Genomic DNA, 18,375 nt, shown 5'->3' on the forward strand with positions numbered 1-18,375 from the left:
CGATAGGGTGGGAGCATGACCGATGCGACCGACCAGAGCGTTGTGACCGACCAGGCCGACGGCGGCCCGGCGCCGACGATCATCGTGCTGACCGAGGAGGCCCTCAAGCCCGTCGACGTCGAGAAGATCGTCGGCCTGCACGAGGAGGACGCCCCCACCTACCGGGTCCTCGTCCCCGCTGACACCGACCGCAACATGCTCTCGGAGTTCCTCGACCACCTCAGCCTGTTCGAGATGCGCGAGGCGCTCGACGCGCTGAAGCCCGTCGACCGCACCGAGGCGCATGCCGACGCGCACACGGCCCTGGCGACGACGCTGGCCGAGCTCGAGGCGCACGGGGTGGTGGCGACAGGGGAGATCACCGGAGACGACCCCCTGCCGACCCTCCTCGAGGAGGTCGCACGCCTCGGCGCCTCCGAGGTCGTCGTCGTCACCGAGCCCCACGCGGTCGAGGACACCTTCCACACCGACTGGGCCTCCAAGGCCCGCGAGACGCTCGGGGTGCCGGTGCTGCACATGTATGCCGGTGACTGGCGRCTCGGCTGAGGGGGCTTGGCAGCGGGCCGGAGCGCCGGCATACCCCATCGACCCGGTGTGCGCCGGTCTCACCGATTTGGTCGGCGTGCCGCGCCCCGGTACGCTTGAACACTGTGTCTGAGACACGCATTCAGGCATGCGCGATGACGGCCTCGGTGCCCTGTCCGCCCGCTTCCCGCGGACGTGACACCACTGCGGTCCAGAGCACACCTTCCGCCGGGCAATCCTTCTGACCGAACGCCATCAGGCAACCGGGACAGAGGGGGAGTGCAGGGGGAAGCACCGGCTCCGACACGCCCGACCTCGGGGGTCGAGGAGCCGAACAGCCAAGGAGCGTCCTGCCGGACGCCTGACCACGAGCAACGTTATGGAGTAACCAGGTTGCCTACCATCAACCAGCTGGTCCGCAAGGGCCGCCAGGACAAGGCCACGAAGGCCAAGACCCCGGCGCTGAAGGGCTCGCCCCAGCGCCGCGGCGTGTGCACCCGCGTGTACACCACCACCCCCAAGAAGCCGAACTCGGCCCTTCGGAAGGTCGCCCGCGTGCGCCTCTCCAGCGGCATCGAGGTCACGGCGTACATCCCCGGCGTCGGCCACAACCTGCAGGAGCACTCGATCGTGCTCGTGCGCGGTGGTCGTGTGAAGGACCTCCCGGGTGTGCGCTACAAGATCGTCCGCGGCACGCTCGACACCCAGGGTGTCAAGAACCGCAAGCAGGCTCGTAGCCGTTACGGCGCGAAGAAGGAGAAGAGCTGATGCCTCGTAAGGGACCCGCTCCGAAGCGCCCGCTCGTCGTCGACCCGGTCTACTCCAGCCCGCTCGTCACGCAGCTCGTCAACAAGATCCTCCTCGACGGCAAGAAGTCGATCGCCGAGACGATCGTCTACGGCGCCCTCGAGGGCTGCCGCCAGAAGACCGGCACCGACCCCGTCGCCACGCTCAAGCGTGCGCTCGACAACGTCAAGCCGGCCATGGAGGTCAAGAGCCGTCGCGTCGGTGGCGCGACCTACCAGGTGCCGATCGAGGTCAAGCCGAACCGCTCGACCACGCTCGCCCTGCGCTGGCTCGTCGGCTACTCGCGGCAGCGTCGCGAGAAGACGATGACCGAGCGCCTCATGAACGAGATCCTCGACGCGAGCAACGGCCTCGGTGCCGCTGTCAAGCGCCGCGAGGACACGCACAAGATGGCCGAGTCCAACAAGGCCTTCGCGCACTACCGCTGGTGACAGCGGTCCGGTCGGTATGCCGGGGAGCTCGCTCCACGGCATACCGCCGGGCACGCGCCCGCCCGTCACGAGACGCGGCCCCGGCGCCCCGAGATTCACTACACGACGAATGAGACGAGAAACCTGACGTGGCACTCGACGTCCTGACGGACCTCAAGAAGGTCCGCAACATCGGCATCATGGCGCACATCGACGCTGGCAAGACCACGGTGACGGAGCGCATCCTCTTCTACACCGGTGTCAACCACAAGATCGGTGAGACCCACGACGGTGCGTCGACGACCGACTGGATGGAGCAGGAGAAGGAGCGCGGCATCACGATCACGTCTGCCGCCGTGACCTCCTTCTGGGAAGGCACCCAGGTCAACATCATCGACACCCCCGGGCACGTCGACTTCACGGTCGAGGTGGAGCGCTCGCTGCGCGTCCTCGACGGTGCCGTCGCCGTGTTCGACGGCAAGGAGGGCGTCGAGCCCCAGTCCGAGACGGTGTGGCGTCAGGCCGACAAGTACGACGTGCCGCGCATCTGCTTCGTCAACAAGATGGACAAGCTCGGCGCCGACTTCTACTTCACCGTGCAGACGATCAAGGACCGCCTCGGCGCGGAGCCCCTCGTCATGCAGCTCCCGATCGGTGCCGAGAACGACTTCCTCGGTGTCATCGACCTCGTCTACATGCGTGCCCTCGTGTGGCCCGGCGACGCCAAGGGCGACGTGACGATGGGTGCCAAGTACGAGATCGCCGAGATCCCGGCGGACCTGCAGGCCAAGGCCGAGGAGTACCGCATGGCCCTCGTCGAGCGCGTCGCCGAGTCGGACGACGAGCTCATGGAGAAGTACCTCGGCGGCGAGGAGCTGACCCCGGAGGAGATCAAGGCCGGCATCCGCAAGCTCACCGTCAACTCCGAGCTCTACCCCGTCTTCTGTGGCTCCGCGTTCAAGAACCGCGGCGTGCAGCCGATGCTCGACGCCGTCGTCGACTACCTCCCGTCGCCGCTCGACGTCCCCCCGATGATCGGCCACAAGCCGGGCGACGAGACCGTCGAGCTGACGCGTGCGCCGAGCAAGGACGAGCCGTTCTCGGCCCTCGCCTTCAAGGTCGCCACGCACCCGTTCTTCGGCACGCTGACCTTCATCCGCGTCTACTCGGGCCACATCAGCTCGGGCACGAGCGTCGTCAACTCGACCAAGGGCCGCAAGGAGCGCATCGGGAAGCTCTTCCAGATGCACGCCAACAAGGAGAACCCCGTCGAGGAGGCCATGGCCGGCCACATCTACGCCGCCATCGGCCTCAAGGACACGACGACCGGCGACACCCTGTCGGACATCAACGAGCAGATCGTGCTCGAGTCGATGACCTTCCCCGACCCGGTCATCCAGGTCGCCATCGAGCCCAAGACCAAGGGCGACCAGGAGAAGCTCGGCACGGCCATCCAGAAGCTCTCGGCCGAGGACCCGACCTTCCAGGTCCACCACGACGAGGACACCGGCCAGACGATCATCGCCGGCATGGGCGAGCTGCACCTCGACATCCTCGTCGACCGCATGAAGCGCGAGTTCAAGGTCGAGGCCAACGTCGGCAAGCCGCAGGTGGCCTACCGCGAGACGATCCGTCGTCCCGTCCTCAAGTACGACTACACGCACAAGAAGCAGACCGGTGGCTCTGGCCAGTTCGCCAAGGTCCAGGTCAGCTTCGAGCCGCTGGGTGAGACCGAGGACGGCTCGATGTACGAGTTCGTCAACGGCGTCACCGGTGGCCGTGTGCCGCGTGAGTACATCCCGTCGGTGGACGCCGGTATCCAGGACGCCATGCAGTACGGCGTGCTGGCCGGTTACCCGCTCGTGGGTATCCGCGCGACGCTCAACGACGGTGCCTACCACGACGTCGACTCCTCGGAGATGGCGTTCAAGATCGCCGGCTCGATGGTCCTCAAGGAGGCCATCAGGAAGGCGGACCCGGTCCTGCTCGAGCCGATGATGGCCGTCGAGGTCCGTACGCCCGAGGACTACATGGGCGAGGTCATCGGTGACATCAACTCCCGCCGTGGCCAGATCCAGGGCATGGAGGACATCAGCGGCGCCAAGGTCGTCAAGGGCCTCGTCCCGCTGTCCGAGATGTTCGGCTACGTCGGCGACCTGCGCTCCAAGACGCAGGGTCGCGCGAGCTTCTCCATGGAGTTCGACTCCTACGCAGAGGTCCCCAAGGCCGTTGCCGAGGAGATCATCAAGAAGACCCGCGGGGAGTGACTGCGGGACATCCCGTAGTCTCTTCCATCGGAAACCACCCCATCGCGCCACGTCCTGCCCTGGTCGTACGGCGTAACACGAGATAGTCCTGAGGAGGACCACAGTGGCGAAGGCAAAGTTCGAGCGGACCAAGCCGCACGTCAACATCGGCACCATCGGTCACATTGACCACGGCAAGACGACGCTGACGGCTGCGATTTCCAAGGTTCTGCACGACAAGTACCCCGACCTGAACCCCCAGTTCGCGTTCGAGGACATCGACAAGGCTCCCGAGGAGCGCCAGCGCGGTATCACGATCTCGATCGCGCACATCGAGTACCAGACGGAGGGTCGCCACTACGCCCACGTCGACTGCCCGGGCCACGCTGACTACGTGAAGAACATGATCACGGGTGCGGCTCAGATGGACGGCGCGATCCTCGTGGTCGCCGCCACCGACGGCCCCATGCCGCAGACGAAGGAGCACGTCCTCCTGGCCCGCCAGGTCGGCGTCCCCTACATCGTGGTGGCGCTCAACAAGGCCGACATGGTCGACGACGAGGAGATCCTCGAGCTCGTCGAGATGGAGGTCCGTGAGCTCCTGTCGCAGTACGAGTTCCCGGGCGACGACCTTCCCGTCGTGCAGGTCTCGGCGCTCAAGGCGCTCGAGGGCGACGAGAAGTGGGGCCAGTCGGTCCTCGACCTCATGGACGCCGTCGACAGCTCCATCCCGGAGCCCGAGCGCGACGTCGACAAGCCGTTCCTCATGCCCGTCGAGGACGTCTTCACGATCACCGGTCGTGGCACCGTCGTCACCGGTCGTATCGAGCGCGGCATCCTCAAGGTCAACGAGGAGATCGAGATCGTCGGCATCCACACCGGCCCGCCGGCCAAGACGACCGTCACGGGCGTCGAGATGTTCCGCAAGCTCCTCGACGAGGGTCGCGCTGGTGAGAACGTCGGTCTGCTGCTTCGTGGCACCAAGCGCGAGGACGTCGAGCGCGGGCAGGTCATCTGCAAGCCGGGCTCGATCACCCCGCACACGGACTTCGAGGCTCAGGTCTACATCCTCTCGAAGGACGAGGGCGGCCGTCACACGCCGTTCTACGACAACTACCGTCCGCAGTTCTACTTCCGTACGACGGACGTCACGGGTGTCGTGCACCTGCCCGAGGGCACCGAGATGGTCATGCCCGGCGACAACACCGACATGACGGTCGAGCTCATCCAGCCGATCGCCATGGAGGACGGCCTCAAGTTCGCCATCCGTGAGGGTGGCCGCACGGTCGGCGCCGGTCGCGTCACGAAGATCATCAAGTGATCTGACGCTCCACCAGCTTCACCAGCAGTTCCGGTAGGGCCCGTTCCGCTTCGGCGGGGCGGGCCCTTCCGCATGCACCCCGCTACCGCGGTCCCGCGCCCTGTCGTGGCGGTGCGCCCGAGGCGGGTCGCGGCTGGAGCCTCGGCGGCCGCTTCCAGCGTGCCTGCACTTTGCGGATGCCGTCAGCCGCCTCCGATGCCGCTCCCCACCTCGGGCGCCCCGCTCCCTCTCGTATGCCGCCCGCGCCGACGGACGCTCCGCGCTCCCCTTCCGTCGAGTGCTCACTTCCTGTCGCCGGGGGCTGTGTGCACTGGGTGGTGTTCTGGCCCCGAAAAATGCACACGTCGGGCTGCCGCGAGGCAATCAGGCGTGGTCGAGGAGGGCGGTGGCGCGGCCGACCTGCTCGATGGTGTCGGCGGTGATGGGGTCGAGGACCAGCTGGACGTGCTTGGCTCCCGCCTCCGCCATGGCGTGGAGGTGCTCGGCGATGGCGGAGGGCGAGCCGTGGACGGGGACGACGGTGGCGGCATACCCCGAGTCACCCATGACCCGCCCGGCGCCTCCCGGGAACTGGACGTAGACGGCGGCGGTAGCGGCGATGTCTCCCGCTGCGCGTCCGGCCTCGACGGCAGCTGCGTCGACCAGGGCCTTCAGGCGGGCGAACTCGCCGGGGGAGTTGTCGTAGTCGCTCCACCAGGTGTTCCAGAGGTCGACGTGCGGCAGCCCGATCCGCATCATCCGCGGGCTGGTCGAGCCCAGCATGAGCGGGGGGCCGCCCGGGCGCGCCGGCCGGGGGTCGAGGACGCAGTCGGTGACGTCGTAGTAGCTGCCGTGGATGTCCGCCCTGCCGTCGCGCAGCAGCGTGCGGATGATGGTGAACGCCTCCTCGAACCGGCCGACCCGGCGGTCGAAGGGAAAGCCGTAGGCGGTGTACTCGCGCTCGTTCCACCCGGCCCCGAGCCCGAGCACGAGTCGACCACCGGAGATCGCGTCGACCGTGGCGGCCATCTTGGCCAGCATGGCGGGCGCGTGGAAGCCCGTCGACGCGACGAACGGCCCGAGCTCCACGCGAGTGGTCACCGCCGCCAGCGCAGCCAGCGAGGTCCACGCCTCCCACGGGCCCCGGGCAACGCCACCGGGCAGGTCGTAGAGCAGGTGGTCCCCGAGCCAGAGGGAGTCGAGACCAACGTCCTCCGCCGTGCGGGCCATCGTCACGAGCTCCGGCCACTCGACGCGGCGCTCGACCTCGGGCAGCTGCACCCCGACCTTCACCGCCCGGCTCACCGGGCACCACGCAGAACCAGTCGCATGGCTCGATACTGCCGGTCCCACGGCAGGTTGGGGGGGGCGGGCCGCCCCCCGAGTGCCAGTGGGTCGGCGTGCCGGGCCGCCCAGTAGGGTCGGGAGCCATGGCGCACTCGTTCGACACCGACACCGAAGCCCAGGGCCTGATCGACTACGTCGACGCCTCGCCCACCCCGTTCCACGCGTGCGAGCAGGCGGCAGCCCGACTCGCCGCCGAGGGCTTCACCGAGGTCGTCGAGACCGAGCCGTGGCCGACCGAGCCGGGGCGGCGCTACCTCGTGCGCGGTGGCTCGCTCATCGCGTGGGACACCACGGGCGCACACGGCGCCGGGACGGGACCAGCCGCGGGGTTCCGCGTCGTCGGGGCGCACACCGACAGCCCCAACCTGCGCATCAAGCCCAACCCCGACCACGCGCGGGCCGGCTGGCAGCTGCTCGGCATCGAGCCGTACGGCGGCCTCATCCTCAGCTCCTGGCTCGACCGCGACCTCGGCCTCGCCGGCCGGGTCGCCGTGCGGGGGAGGAGTGGCGTCGAGTCCCGCACCTTCCACGGCCGTGACGCGCTGCTGCGCGTCGCCCAGCTCGCGATCCACCTCGACCGCACCCAGAACGAGGCTTTGAGCCTCAACAAGCAGGCGCACATGGAGCCGCTCTGGGGCGTCGGTGACGAGCCCGGCGACTTCGTCGGCTACCTCGCCGAGCAGGTCGGCGTCGACCGCGAGGACGTCCTGTCCTGGGACGTCATGACCCACCCGATCCAGCCGTCGACGCGTCTCGGTCGCGCCCGCGAGCTCATCGCGGCCCCGCGACTCGACAACCTCGCCACCTCGTATGCCGGGGTGCGCGCCCTGCTGGACGCCGTGGCCACCGAGCCCGCGCACGTCCCCGTCCTCGTCCTCTTCGACCACGAGGAGATCGGGAGCACCTCGGAGCGGGGCGCCACGTCGACGCTGTTGCCGTCCGTCCTCGAGCGGATCGTCACCGCGGCCGGCGGCACCCGTGACGACTACTGGCGCGCCCTCGCCGGGACCGTCATCGCCTCGGGCGACATGGGGCACGCGACCCACCCCAACTACGCCGACCGTCACGAGCCGATGCACCAGATCCGGGTCAACGGCGGACCGGTGCTCAAGGTCAACACCAACCTGCGCTACGCCACGGACTCCGTCGGCGCCGGCGCGTTCCGGCTCGCGTGCGAGCAGGCCGGGGTCCCCATGCAGACCTTCGTCACGCGCAGCGACCTGCCTTGCGGCTCGACCGTCGGTCCCGTGACGTCGTCGCTGACCGGCGCGACCACCGTCGACTTCGGTGCGGCCGCCCTCTCGATGCACAGCACTCGTGAGCTGATGGGCGCCGAGGACCCCGCCATGTATGCCGGGGCGCTGAGCGCGTTCCTCGCCCCGGTCTGAGTCCCCGCCCGACGGCATACGCCAGCGGCACCGCGGCGTGCGCCCGCTCCCTCGGCTGACGCGCCGCGCCACCTCGCCGGCCCTGCGTGGTCACCTCACCTCGATTTGATAGTGCGGGGCGCGCTCTGGCACACTGTTCAGGTTGCTTGACGCGCGTCGCTGACCCATGTCGGTGGCGCCGCCCCTTGAGAGCCTCCTGACGGGGACTCGCCCGGACTCCTCTCGGAGGCCCGAGGGAAGCGCAAGTTACCCGGTTCGGCCGGGCAATCCACACGAGAAGTGGCACTCAGGTGCGCACCTTTCACCGTGAAGCGGGCGCGACACGCCCGACCTCGGGGGTCGGATGGCCAAGGGAACCGGTAGTCAGAAGCGAGAGAGAGACGTTCATCAGATGGCGGGACAGAAGATCCGCATCCGGCTGAAGTCGTACGACCACGAGGTCATCGACAACTCGGCGCGGAAGATCGTTGACACAGTGACGCGCGCCGGCGCGACCGTGGTGGGCCCCGTCCCGCTGCCGACGGAGAAGAACGTCTTCGTCGTCATCCGGTCGCCGCACAAGTACAAGGACAGCCGCGAGCACTTCGAGATGCGCACGCACAAGCGCCTCATCGACATCATCGACCCGACGCCCAAGGCCGTCGACTCGCTGATGCGTCTCGACCTGCCGGCGGACGTCAACATCGAGATCAAGCTCTGAGGCGGCTGCTATGACTGTTGCTCAGAAGAACGTCAAGGGYGTGCTCGGCGAGAAGCTCGGCATGACCCAGGTGTGGGACGCGGACAACAAGCTCGTCCCCGTGACCGTGGTCAAGGCCGGCCCCTGCGTCGTGACGCAGGTGCGTGCCGACGAGACCGACGGCTACTCCGCGGTCCAGATCGCCTTCGGTGCGATCGACCCCCGCAAGGTGAACAAGCCCATGAGCGGCCACTTCGAGAAGGCCGGCGTCACGCCGCGCCGTCACCTCGTCGAGCTCCGCACGGCTGACGCCGCCGCCTACGAGCTCGGCCAGGAGATCACGGCCGAGTCGTTCGAGGCCGGCCAGCGCGTCGACGCGACGGGCACGACCAAGGGCAAGGGCTTCGCCGGTGTCATGAAGCGTCACGGCTTCCACGGTGTCAGCTCCTCGCACGGCGCCCACCGCAACCACCGCAAGCCGGGCTCCATCGGCGGCTGCTCGACCCCGGGCCGTGTCTTCAAGGGCATGCGCATGGCTGGTCGCATGGGTGGCGTTCGCCAGACGACCCAGAACCTCCAGATCCACGCCGTTGACGCCGAGAAGGGCCTGCTGCTCATCAAGGGTGCCGTTCCCGGCCCCCGCGGTGGCATCGTCCTGATCCGCACGGCTGCGAAGGGTGCATGAACGACATGGCAACCAAGACGCAGAACCTCCCCGCCGAGATCTTCGACGTCCAGACCAACGTCCCGCTGATCCACCAGGTCGTGGTGGCGCAGCTCGCGGCTGCTCGTCAGGGCACGCACTCGACGAAGACCCGCGGCGAGGTCCGCGGCGGTGGGCGCAAGCCGTACCGCCAGAAGGGCACCGGCCGCGCCCGTCAGGGCTCGACCCGCGCACCGCAGTTCGCCGGCGGTGGCGTCGTCCACGGTCCGCAGCCGCGTGACTACTCGCAGCGCACCCCCAAGAAGATGAAGGCGGCCGCCCTGCGCGGTGCCCTCTCCGACCGGGCCCGCTTCGACCGCATCCACGTCGTCGACTCCATCGTCTCGGGCGACCTGCCCTCCGCGAAGGACGCCGCCGCGCTGCTCGCCGGTCTGACCGAGCGTCCCAACCTGCTCGTCGTGCTCGAGCGCGGCGACGAGGTGGCGTTCAAGTCGGTCCGCAACCTGCAGAACGTCCACGTGCTGGTCGCCGACCAGCTCAACACGTACGACGTCCTGTGCGCCGACGACATCGTCTTCACCCAGGCCGCCCTCGACGCGTTCGTCGCCGGTCCCGTGAAGGCCGACAAGGCCGACAAGGAGGCCACCAAGTGAGCATCCACACCAAGGACCCCCGCGACATCCTCATCGCGCCGGTCGTCTCCGAGAAGTCCTACGGCCTGCTCGACGAGGGTAAGTACACCTTCATCGTCGACCCCCGTGCGAACAAGACGGAGATCAAGATCGCCATCGAGGCGATCTTCAACGTCAAGGTCGACAAGGTCCACACCCTGAACCGTCAGGGCAAGACCCGTCGCACCCGATTCGGCCTCGGCAAGCGCAAGGACACCAAGCGTGCGATCGTCTCCCTCCGCGAGGGCTCGATCGACATCTTCGGTGCGGGCGCCTGAGATCGACGAAGGATAAGGACACACGAACATGGGTATCCGTAAGTACAAGCCGACCACGCCGGGCCGTCGTGGCTCGTCGGTCGCCGACTTCGTCGAGATCACGCGTTCCACCCCCGAGAAGTCGCTGGTGCGCCCCCTGTCGAAGACGGGTGGCCGCAACAACGCCGGCCGCATCACGACGCGCCACATCGGTGGCGGTCACAAGCGCGCCTACCGCGTCATCGACTTCCGTCGCCACGACAAGGACGGCGTGCCGGCCAAGGTCGCTCACATCGAGTACGACCCCAACCGCACCGCGCGCATCGCGCTCGTCCAGTACGCCGACGGCGAGAAGCGCTACATCCTGGCACCGAACAAGATGAAGCAGGGCGACCCGATCGAGAACGGCCCCGCGGCCGACATCAAGCCGGGCAACTCGCTTCCGCTGCGCAACATCCCCGTGGGTACGGTCGTTCACGCGATCGAGCTCAAGCCCGGTGGTGGCGCCAAGATCGCCCGCTCCGCGGGTGCTCGCGTGCAGCTCGTCGCCAAGGACGGCCCCTACGCCCAGCTGCGTATGCCGTCCGGCGAGATCCGCAACGTCGACGCGCGCTGCCGCGCGACCGTCGGCGAGGTGGGCAACGCCGAGCAGAGCAACATCAACTGGGGCAAGGCCGGCCGCATGCGGTGGAAGGGCAAGCGCCCGACCGTCCGTGGTGTCGCCATGAACCCGGTGGACCACCCGCACGGTGGTGGTGAGGGCAAGACGTCCGGTGGACGTCACCCCGTCAGCCCGTGGGGTCAGGCCGAGGGCCGGACCCGCAAGGGACACAAGGAAAGCGACAAACTCATCGTGCGTCGCCGTCGTACTGGCAAGAAGCGCTGATAAGGAGCCTTTGGAATGCCTCGTAGCCTGAAGAAGGGCCCCTTCATCGACGACCACCTTCAGAAGAAGGTGGACGCCCAGAACGAAGCGGGCACCAAGACCGTCATCAAGACCTGGTCGCGCCGTTCGGTCATCAGCCCGGACATGCTCGGCCACACCTTCGCCGTCCACGACGGCCGCAAGCACGTCCCGGTGTTCGTCACCGAGTCGATGGTCGGCCACAAGCTCGGCGAGTTCGCGCCGACCCGCACGTTCAAGGGTCACGTGAAGGACGACAAGAAGGGTCGTCGTCGCTGATGGCCATCGAATCCAAGGAAGAAGTCATGGAAGCCAAGGCTTCGGCGCGGCACGTCCGTGTCAGCCCGCAGAAGGCTCGCCGTGTCGTGGACCTGATCCGCGGCAAGGCCGCCACTGACGCCGTCACGGTGCTCACCTTCGCTCCGCAGTCGGCCTCCGACCCGGTCAAGAAGGTGCTCGAGAGCGCCATCGCCAACGCCCGCGTCAAGGCCGACCGTGAGTCGGTCGCCTTCGACGAGCGCAACCTGGTCATCACGGCCGCGTTCGTGGACGAGGGCCCGACGATGAAGCGGTTCCGTCCGCGTGCCCAGGGCCGCGCCGGCCGCATCAACAAGCGCACGAGCCACATCACCGTGGTCGTTGCCCAGCCCGAGAACACGAAGGGAGCCCGCTGATGGGTCAGAAGGTCAACCCCCATGGCTTCCGTCTGGGCATCACGACGGACCACAAGAGCCGCTGGTTCGCCGACTCGACGAAGTCGGGTCAGCGTTACCGCGACTACGTCAAGGAAGATGTCTCGATCCGTCGCCTGATGGAGAAGGGCATGGAGCGCGCCGGCATCGCCTCGGTCGAGATCGAGCGCACCCGCGACCGCGTCCGGGTCGACATCCACACGGCCCGCCCCGGCATCGTCATCGGTCGCCGCGGCGCCGAGGCCGACCGCATCCGTGGCGAGCTCGAGAAGCTCACGGGCAAGCAGGTCCAGCTGAACATCCTCGAGGTCAAGAACCCCGAGATCGTCTCCCAGCTGGTCGCCCAGGGCATCGCCGAGCAGCTCTCGGCCCGCGTGGCGTTCCGCCGCGCCATGCGCAAGGGCATGCAGTCCGCCCAGCGCGCCGGCGCCAAGGGCATCCGCGTGCAGGTCTCCGGCCGCCTCAACGGCGCCGAGATGAGCCGCACGGAGTTCTACCGCGAGGGTCGCGTCCCGCTGCACACCCTGCGTGCGCAGATCGACTACGGCTTCTACGAGGCCCGCACCACGTTCGGCCGCATCGGCGTCAAGGTGTGGATCTACAAGGGCGACATGACGGCCAAGGAGCTCGCTGCCCAGCAGGCCGCCGCTCCGCGCCCGTCCCGTGGTCCGCGTCGTGACGGCGGTGACCGCCCGAACCGCGCCCGTCGTGGTGACCGCAACGAGACCGCCGCTGCTCCGGCAGTGAACGAGACCGCTGCTGCCGAGGCCCCCGCCGCGGCCAGCACCGAGAATGAGCAGGCCTGACCATGTTGATTCCCCGTCGAGTCAAGCACCGCAAGCAGCACCACCCGAACCGCCACGGTGCGGCCAAGGGTGGCACCACGATCGCCTTCGGTGACTACGGCATCCAGGCTCTCGAGCCGGCCTACGTGACCAACCGTCAGATCGAGTCCGCTCGTATCGCGATGACCCGCTACATGAAGCGTGGCGGAAAGGTGTGGATCAACATCTACCCCGACCGTCCGCTCACCAAGAAGCCCGCCGAGACCCGCATGGGTTCCGGTAAGGGTTCGCCGGAGTGGTGGATCGCCAACGTCAAGCCGGGTCGCGTCATGTTCGAGATCTCGGGCGTGGCCGAGCCGGTGGCCCGTGAGGCCATGCGTCTCGCGATGCACAAGCTCCCCATGAAGTGCCGCTTCGTCCAGCGTGAGGGTGGTGACATCTGATGGCAGTCGGAACCAAGGACCTGGCTCCCGAGCAGCTGCGTGGTCTCGATGACACCAAGCTGGCGGACGAGCTGAAGAAGGCCAAGGAAGAACTGTTCAACCTGCGTTTCCAGTCGGCCACCGGCCAGCTGGACAACCACGGCCGTCTGCGCGCCGTCAAGAAGGACATCGCGCGGATCTACACCGAGATGCGTGAGCGCGAGCTCGGCATCGGCTCGGCCCCCGCCGCCCCGCAGGTGGAGGAGAAGGCCGAGAAGAAGTCGGCCAAGGTCGAGAAGAAGGCCGACAAGGCCGAGAAGGCTGACAAGGCCGAGAAGGCTGACAAGGCCGAGAAGAAGGCCAAGAAGGCTGACAAGGCGCAGGAGGCTGACGCATGAGCGAGCAGGAGAAGGTCGTGAGCGACCAGGCGAGTGAGCGCAACTACCGCAAGACCCGTCAGGGCTACGTGGTGAGCGACAAGATGGACAAGACCGTCGTCGTCGAGGTCGAGGACCGCGTCAAGCACGCGCTCTACAGCAAGGTCATCCGCCGCACCAGCAAGGTCAAGGTGCACGACGAGCAGAACGCTGCCGGCGTGGGTGACCGCGTGCTCATCATGGAGACGCGTCCGCTCTCCGCGACGAAGCACTGGCGCATCGTCGAGATCCTCGAGAAGGCGAAGTAAACCCTCGGGGGGCTTCGCCCCCCGAGTTCCCCCCGACCACCCGCGTGGCTGGGGGAGTGGGCCCGACAAGCGCATCGTTTCGTATGCCGTCTGGTTCCCACCACAGACGCAGTTTCCATTCAGTTCGGCAAGGCTCTCGAACCATGCGCGCTGAGCGCGGATCGTTCGAGAGAACCAGCACGACGACAGGAGTTAGACAGTGATTCAGCAGGAGTCGCGGCTTCGCGTCGCCGACAACACCGGTGCCAAGGAAATCCTTTGCATCCGTGTTCTCGGTGGCTCGGGCCGTCGGTACGCCGGCATCGGCGACACCATCGTCGCCACCGTCAAGGATGCGATCCCTGGCGGCAACGTGAAGAAGGGTGACGTCGTCAAGGCCGTCATCGTCCGCACCGTCAAGGAGCGTCGCCGCGCCGACGGTTCCTACATCAAGTTCGACGAGAACGCCGCGGTGATCCTCAAGGCCGACGGTGACCCTCGTGGTACCCGCATCTTCGGCCCGGTGGGTCGTGAGCTGCGCGAGAAGAAGTTCATGAAGATCATTTCTCTCGCGCCGGAGGTGCTGTGAACATGGCCAAGGCGAAGATGAAGATCAAGAAGGGTGACCTCGTCCAGGTCATCTCCGGCCGCAGCCAGAAGAACGGCGGCGACCGGGGCAAGCAGGGCAAGGTCATCGCGGTCTACCCGGAGACCTCGCGCGTGCTCGTCGAGGGCATCAACCGCGTCACCAAGCACGTCAAGGCCGGCGCGACCGCCCGTGGCACCCGCACCGGTGGCCTGACGCACACCGAGGCCGCGATCCACGTGAGCAACGTCGCGATCGTCGACCCCGAGTCGAAGAAGCCGACCCGCGTGAAGACGCGTGTCGAGACCGTCGAGCGCAATGGCCGTCAGAAGGCGTCCCGCGTCCGTGTCGCGGTCACGTCGGACAAGGACCTCTGAGAATGACTGACACCAGCACCAAGCCGCGCCTCCAGCAGCGCTACCAGGACGAGATCAAGAGCTCGATGCTCGAGCAGTTCGGCTACGCCAACGTCATGCAGGTTCCCGGCGTCGTCAAGGTCGTCGTCAACATGGGTGTGGGCGACGCGGCCAAGGACAGCAAGCTCATCGAGGGTGCCGTCCGCGACCTCACCGCCATCACCGGCCAGAAGCCGGTCGTGACCAAGGCTCGCAAGTCGATCGCCCAGTTCAAGCTGCGTGAGGGTATGCCGATCGGCGCCCACACGACGCTGCGCGGCGACCGGATGTGGGAGTTCCTCGACCGTCTCGTGACGATCGCCCTCCCGCGTATCCGTGACTTCCGTGGCCTGTCGCCGAAGCAGTTCGACGGCAACGGCAACTACACGTTCGGTCTGACCGAGCAGTCGATGTTCCACGAGATCGACCAGGACCGGATCGACCGCGTGCGGGGCATGGACATCACCGTGGTCACCACGGCGACCAACGATGACGAGGGTCGCGCGCTGCTCAAGCAGCTCGGCTTCCCCTTCAAGGAGAACTGACATGGCCAAGACCGCGCTCGTTAACAAGGCGAACCGGAAGCCGAAGTTCAAGGTCCGCGCCTACACCCGTTGCCAGAAGTGCGGCCGCCCGCACTCGGTGTACCGCAAGTTCGGCCTCTGCCGCATCTGCCTTCGCGAGATGGCGCACGCGGGCGAGCTGCCGGGCGTGACCAAGAGCTCCTGGTAGTCGGCTCGTCGAGCCCAGAGCAATTCCTAGACCAACACACCTCTGACACCGTAGGTCGGCCCCACGGCACACGCCGAACGGCATCACTGCCAAAGGTCGAAACCCCGGTGAGGAAGGGCGGAGAGCCCACATGACCATGACTGACCCGATTGCGGACATGCTGACCCGCGTCCGGAACGCCAACTCGGCGCACCACGACGTCGTCTCCATGCCGTACTCGAAGCTGAAGAAGAACATCGCCGAGATCCTCCAGAGCGAGGGCTACATCGCCTCGTGGAAGATCGAGGAGGCGGAGGTCGGCCAGACGCTGACCATCGACCTCAAGTACGGCCCGAACCGCGAGCGCTCCATCGCCGGCGTGCGTCGCGTGAGCAAGCCCGGCCTGCGCGTCTACGCCAAGTCGACGAACCTGCCCAAGGTTCTCGGTGGCCTCGGAGTCGCGATCCTGTCGACGTCGAACGGCCTGCTGACCGACCGCCAGGCACACGAGAAGGGCGTGGGTGGGGAAGTCCTCGCCTACGTCTGGTAAGGAGACACTGACATGTCGCGAATCGGACGACTTCCGGTCTCCATCCCCTCGGGTGTGGACGTCAAGGTCGAGGGCCAGGACGTTTTCGTCAAGGGCCCCAAGGGTGAGCTCTCCCTGACCGTCGTCCAGCCGATCACGGTCGAGCTGGGCGAGGGCAACCTCGAGGTCAAGCGCCCCGACGACGAGCGCGACTCGCGCTCGCGCCACGGCCTGACCCGCTCGCTCATCAACAACATGGTCCTCGGTGTCACCGAGGGCTACGAGAAGAAGATGGAGATCCACGGCACGGGTTACCGTGTCGCCGCGAAGGGCTCGGACCTCGAGTTCTCGCTCGGATACTCGCACCCGATCCTCATCCAGGCTCCCGCCGGCATCAACTTCGCCGTCGAGAACCCGACCCGCTTCTCGGTGCAGGGCATCGACAAGCAGCTCGTCGGCGAGGTCGCGGCGAACATCCGCAAGCTGCGCAAGCCCGACCCGTACAAGGGCAAGGGCGTTCGCTACGCGGGCGAGCAGATCCGTCGCAAGGTTGGAAAGGCCGGTAAGTAAGCCATGGCAATGATCATCAAGCGCGGCAAGTCCAAGGCTGCCGCCCGCATCCGTCGCCAGGTGCGCGGTCGCAAGAAGATCGCCGGCACCGCGGTCCGTCCCCGCCTCGTCGTGTCGCGCTCCACCCGTCACCTCTTCGTCCAGGTCGTCGACGACACGGTCGGCAAGACCGTGGCCTCGGCCTCGACGATGGAGGCCGACCTGCGCTCCTTCGACGGTGACAAGACGGCCAAGGCCAAGAAGGTCGGCGAGCTCGTGGCCGCCCGTGCCAAGGACGCCGGTATCGAGGCCGTCGTGTTCGACCGTGGTGGCAACAAGTACCACGGCCGGGTCGCGGCGATCGCCGAGGGCGCCCGCGAAGGCGGTCTGTCCCTGTGAGCAACTTCGTGAACGCAATTGTTGAGATGAGGAACATCTGATGCCCGGACAGCAGCGTCGAGGCACCGGCCCCGCCGGTGGCGGCGAGCGCACCGAGCGCGGAGACCGCCGTGACAACCGCGGCGGCCGCGACAACCGCGACAGCCGTGACGACAAGAACCAGTACGTCGAGCGCGTCGTGACCATCAACCGTGTCGCCAAGGTCGTCAAGGGTGGTCGTCGCTTCAGCTTCACCGCCCTCGTCGTCGTCGGTGACGGTGACGGCACCGTCGGTGTCGGCTACGGCAAGGCCAAGGAAGTTCCCGCGGCCATCGCCAAGGGTGTCGAGGAGGCCAAGAAGAACTTCTTCAAGGTCCCCCGCATCCAGGGCACCATCCCGCACCCCGTCCAGGGTGAGGCGGCTGCCGGTGTCGTCATGCTCCGTCCCGCAGCGCCCGGTACCGGTGTCATCGCCGGTGGCGCGGTGCGTGCGGTGCTCGAGTGCGCCGGCATCCACGACGTCCTCAGCAAGTCGCTGGGCTCCGACAACGCCATCAACGTCGTGCACGCCACGGCCCAGGCCCTGCGCGAGCTCGAGCGTCCCGAGTCGGTCGCTGCCCGTCGTGGCAAGACCCTCGAGGAGGTCGCTCCGGCGGCCATGCTCAGGGCTCGTGCCGCCGGCATGGCCGAGGCCCAGGCCGCGAAGGCTGGTGCGTGATGGCTCGTCTCAAGGTGACCCAGACCCGTTCCGAGATCGGTGGCAAGCAGAACCAGCGCGACACGCTGCGCAGCCTCGGTCTGAAGCGCATTGGCGACGTCGTCGTCAAGGAGGACCGTCCCGAGATCCGCGGGATGGTCAAGACGGTCACGCACCTCGTGTCCGTCGAGGAGGTTGACTGACCATGACCGACAACGCCAAGAAGTCGGGCGAGTCCGCCCTCAAGGTCCACCACCTGCGTCCGGCCCCCGGAGCCAAGACCGCCAAGACCCGTGTGGGTCGTGGTGAGGGCTCCAAGGGCAAGACCGCCGGTCGCGGTACCAAGGGCACCAGCGCTCGCTACCAGGTGCCGGAGAGCTTCGAGGGCGGCTCCATGCCGATGCACATGCGCCTTCCGAAGCTCCGTGGCTTCAAGAACCCGTTCCGCACGGAGTACCAGGTCGTGAACCTGGACCGCCTGCAGCTGCTCTTCCCGGAGGGTGGTCAGGTGTCCGTCGCCGACCTCGTCGCCAAGGGAGCCGTCCGCGACGGCTTCCCGGTGAAGGTGCTCGGCACGGGCGAGATCTCCGTCAAGGTCGAGGTCGAGGCGCACAAGTTCTCGGCCTCCGCCAAGGAGAAGATCGAGGCCGCTGGCGGCACGGTCACGGCCCTCGCCGGCTGAGTGATCAGGCGCGAGTGACCACACACACCTAGTGTGAGCAGCGCCCCGGGCACCCGACCCGCGAGCCGACGTCACGTCGGCCACCGC

Annotated in this window: 28 protein-coding genes; 27 read left to right on the forward strand and 1 reads right to left on the reverse strand. The window is 67.5% G+C overall.

What is annotated here, in order from left to right:
- Positions 1–15 precede the first annotated feature (15 nt).
- The 5 genes from AC1DP0_RS04870 (at position 16) to tuf (ending at position 5,309) form a co-directional block, all read left to right on the forward strand.
- Positions 16–546 (forward strand): hypothetical protein, encoded by a 531-nt coding sequence (locus AC1DP0_RS04870; RefSeq protein ID WP_478082755.1) that lies wholly within the window; start codon positions 16–18, stop codon positions 544–546.
- Positions 547–918: 372 nt separating this feature from the next.
- Complete coding sequence (gene rpsL, locus AC1DP0_RS04875; RefSeq protein WP_141823424.1) at positions 919–1,293, forward strand: 30S ribosomal protein S12; 375 nt, start codon at positions 919–921, stop codon at positions 1,291–1,293.
- Positions 1,293–1,763 (forward strand): 30S ribosomal protein S7, encoded by a 471-nt coding sequence (rpsG, locus tag AC1DP0_RS04880; RefSeq protein ID WP_030194180.1) that lies wholly within the window; start codon positions 1,293–1,295, stop codon positions 1,761–1,763. The genes rpsL and rpsG overlap by 1 nt, the downstream gene beginning before the upstream one ends.
- Positions 1,764–1,891: 128 nt before the next feature.
- Positions 1,892–4,009: an elongation factor G gene (gene fusA / locus AC1DP0_RS04885; RefSeq protein ID WP_478082756.1), complete on the forward strand. Its 2,118-nt coding sequence runs from the start codon at positions 1,892–1,894 to the stop codon at positions 4,007–4,009.
- A gap of 103 nt (positions 4,010–4,112) precedes the next feature.
- Positions 4,113–5,309, forward strand: coding sequence for an elongation factor Tu (gene tuf / locus AC1DP0_RS04890; protein ID WP_026864148.1), 1,197 nt, complete (start codon positions 4,113–4,115; stop codon positions 5,307–5,309).
- Between the two features lie 363 nt (positions 5,310–5,672).
- Here tuf and AC1DP0_RS04895 read toward each other — a convergent pair whose 3' ends face one another.
- The gene (locus AC1DP0_RS04895; protein WP_478082757.1) at positions 5,673–6,593 is read right to left on the reverse strand and encodes an LLM class flavin-dependent oxidoreductase; all 921 of its coding nucleotides are present in this window, start codon (positions 6,591–6,593) and stop codon (positions 5,673–5,675) included.
- 125 nt (positions 6,594–6,718) lie between these two features.
- Between AC1DP0_RS04895 and AC1DP0_RS04900 the strand changes: the two genes are divergently transcribed.
- From AC1DP0_RS04900 to rplO, 22 genes are all read left to right on the forward strand, one after another.
- On the forward strand, positions 6,719–8,023 hold the full coding sequence (locus tag AC1DP0_RS04900) for a M18 family aminopeptidase (RefSeq protein WP_478082758.1): 1,305 nt from the start codon (positions 6,719–6,721) through the stop codon (positions 8,021–8,023).
- Between the two features lie 391 nt (positions 8,024–8,414).
- On the forward strand, positions 8,415–8,723 hold the full coding sequence (rpsJ, locus tag AC1DP0_RS04905; protein ID WP_009775966.1) for a 30S ribosomal protein S10: 309 nt from the start codon (positions 8,415–8,417) through the stop codon (positions 8,721–8,723).
- Between the two features lie 10 nt (positions 8,724–8,733).
- Positions 8,734–9,387 carry a 50S ribosomal protein L3 gene (gene rplC / locus AC1DP0_RS04910; RefSeq protein ID WP_030194212.1) on the forward strand — a complete coding sequence of 218 codons (654 nt, stop codon included), beginning with the start codon at positions 8,734–8,736 and terminating at the stop codon, positions 9,385–9,387.
- The gene (rplD, locus tag AC1DP0_RS04915) at positions 9,384–10,019 is read left to right on the forward strand and encodes a 50S ribosomal protein L4 (RefSeq protein ID WP_442279678.1); all 636 of its coding nucleotides are present in this window, start codon (positions 9,384–9,386) and stop codon (positions 10,017–10,019) included. Before rplC ends, rplD begins: the two co-directional genes overlap by 4 nt.
- Positions 10,016–10,315, forward strand: coding sequence for a 50S ribosomal protein L23 (gene rplW / locus AC1DP0_RS04920; RefSeq protein ID WP_142176968.1), 300 nt, complete (start codon positions 10,016–10,018; stop codon positions 10,313–10,315). The genes rplD and rplW overlap by 4 nt, the downstream gene beginning before the upstream one ends.
- A 28-nt stretch (positions 10,316–10,343) precedes the next feature.
- Entirely contained in the window at positions 10,344–11,180 is an 837-nt protein-coding gene (rplB, locus tag AC1DP0_RS04925; protein WP_442279679.1) for a 50S ribosomal protein L2, read from the forward strand.
- Between the two features lie 15 nt (positions 11,181–11,195).
- Positions 11,196–11,477 carry a 30S ribosomal protein S19 gene (gene rpsS, locus AC1DP0_RS04930; protein ID WP_141823434.1) on the forward strand — a complete coding sequence of 94 codons (282 nt, stop codon included), beginning with the start codon at positions 11,196–11,198 and terminating at the stop codon, positions 11,475–11,477.
- 26 nt (positions 11,478–11,503) lie between these two features.
- Positions 11,504–11,872, forward strand: a complete 369-nt coding sequence (gene rplV / locus AC1DP0_RS04935) for a 50S ribosomal protein L22 (protein WP_030194225.1) — start codon at positions 11,504–11,506, stop codon at positions 11,870–11,872.
- Entirely contained in the window at positions 11,872–12,696 is an 825-nt protein-coding gene (rpsC, locus tag AC1DP0_RS04940) for a 30S ribosomal protein S3 (RefSeq protein WP_020143238.1), read from the forward strand. The genes rplV and rpsC overlap by 1 nt, the downstream gene beginning before the upstream one ends.
- A gap of 2 nt (positions 12,697–12,698) precedes the next feature.
- Positions 12,699–13,118 (forward strand): 50S ribosomal protein L16, encoded by a 420-nt coding sequence (rplP, locus tag AC1DP0_RS04945; protein ID WP_020143237.1) that lies wholly within the window; start codon positions 12,699–12,701, stop codon positions 13,116–13,118.
- On the forward strand, positions 13,118–13,495 hold the full coding sequence (gene rpmC, locus AC1DP0_RS04950) for a 50S ribosomal protein L29 (protein ID WP_478082759.1): 378 nt from the start codon (positions 13,118–13,120) through the stop codon (positions 13,493–13,495). Before rplP ends, rpmC begins: the two co-directional genes overlap by 1 nt.
- Positions 13,492–13,782 (forward strand): 30S ribosomal protein S17, encoded by a 291-nt coding sequence (gene rpsQ / locus AC1DP0_RS04955; RefSeq protein WP_147066118.1) that lies wholly within the window; start codon positions 13,492–13,494, stop codon positions 13,780–13,782. The genes rpmC and rpsQ overlap by 4 nt, the downstream gene beginning before the upstream one ends.
- Positions 13,783–13,981: 199 nt before the next feature.
- Positions 13,982–14,350, forward strand: a complete 369-nt coding sequence (rplN, locus tag AC1DP0_RS04960; RefSeq protein ID WP_020143234.1) for a 50S ribosomal protein L14 — start codon at positions 13,982–13,984, stop codon at positions 14,348–14,350.
- 2 nt (positions 14,351–14,352) lie between these two features.
- On the forward strand, positions 14,353–14,724 hold the full coding sequence (gene rplX, locus AC1DP0_RS04965) for a 50S ribosomal protein L24 (RefSeq protein WP_442279682.1): 372 nt from the start codon (positions 14,353–14,355) through the stop codon (positions 14,722–14,724).
- A 2-nt stretch (positions 14,725–14,726) separates the two neighbouring features.
- A complete protein-coding gene (rplE, locus tag AC1DP0_RS04970) occupies positions 14,727–15,287 on the forward strand; it encodes a 50S ribosomal protein L5 (RefSeq protein WP_056752812.1) in 561 nt (186 codons plus the stop codon).
- Between the two features lies 1 nt (position 15,288).
- Positions 15,289–15,474 (forward strand): type Z 30S ribosomal protein S14, encoded by a 186-nt coding sequence (locus AC1DP0_RS04975; protein ID WP_020143231.1) that lies wholly within the window; start codon positions 15,289–15,291, stop codon positions 15,472–15,474.
- Between the two features lie 130 nt (positions 15,475–15,604).
- Positions 15,605–16,003 (forward strand): 30S ribosomal protein S8, encoded by a 399-nt coding sequence (gene rpsH / locus AC1DP0_RS04980; RefSeq protein WP_020143230.1) that lies wholly within the window; start codon positions 15,605–15,607, stop codon positions 16,001–16,003.
- Between the two features lie 12 nt (positions 16,004–16,015).
- The gene (rplF, locus tag AC1DP0_RS04985) at positions 16,016–16,552 is read left to right on the forward strand and encodes a 50S ribosomal protein L6 (RefSeq protein WP_478082760.1); all 537 of its coding nucleotides are present in this window, start codon (positions 16,016–16,018) and stop codon (positions 16,550–16,552) included.
- A gap of 3 nt (positions 16,553–16,555) precedes the next feature.
- On the forward strand, positions 16,556–16,930 hold the full coding sequence (rplR, locus tag AC1DP0_RS04990; RefSeq protein WP_142176974.1) for a 50S ribosomal protein L18: 375 nt from the start codon (positions 16,556–16,558) through the stop codon (positions 16,928–16,930).
- A gap of 40 nt (positions 16,931–16,970) precedes the next feature.
- Positions 16,971–17,627: a 30S ribosomal protein S5 gene (rpsE, locus tag AC1DP0_RS04995; RefSeq protein WP_478082761.1), complete on the forward strand. Its 657-nt coding sequence runs from the start codon at positions 16,971–16,973 to the stop codon at positions 17,625–17,627.
- Positions 17,627–17,809: a 50S ribosomal protein L30 gene (rpmD, locus tag AC1DP0_RS05000; protein ID WP_020143226.1), complete on the forward strand. Its 183-nt coding sequence runs from the start codon at positions 17,627–17,629 to the stop codon at positions 17,807–17,809. The genes rpsE and rpmD overlap by 1 nt, the downstream gene beginning before the upstream one ends.
- A 2-nt stretch (positions 17,810–17,811) precedes the next feature.
- A complete protein-coding gene (rplO, locus tag AC1DP0_RS05005; RefSeq protein WP_478082762.1) occupies positions 17,812–18,288 on the forward strand; it encodes a 50S ribosomal protein L15 in 477 nt (158 codons plus the stop codon).
- Positions 18,289–18,375: the final 87 nt, after the last annotated feature.

Source organism: Terrabacter sp. P5_B1, assembly GCF_056400505.1.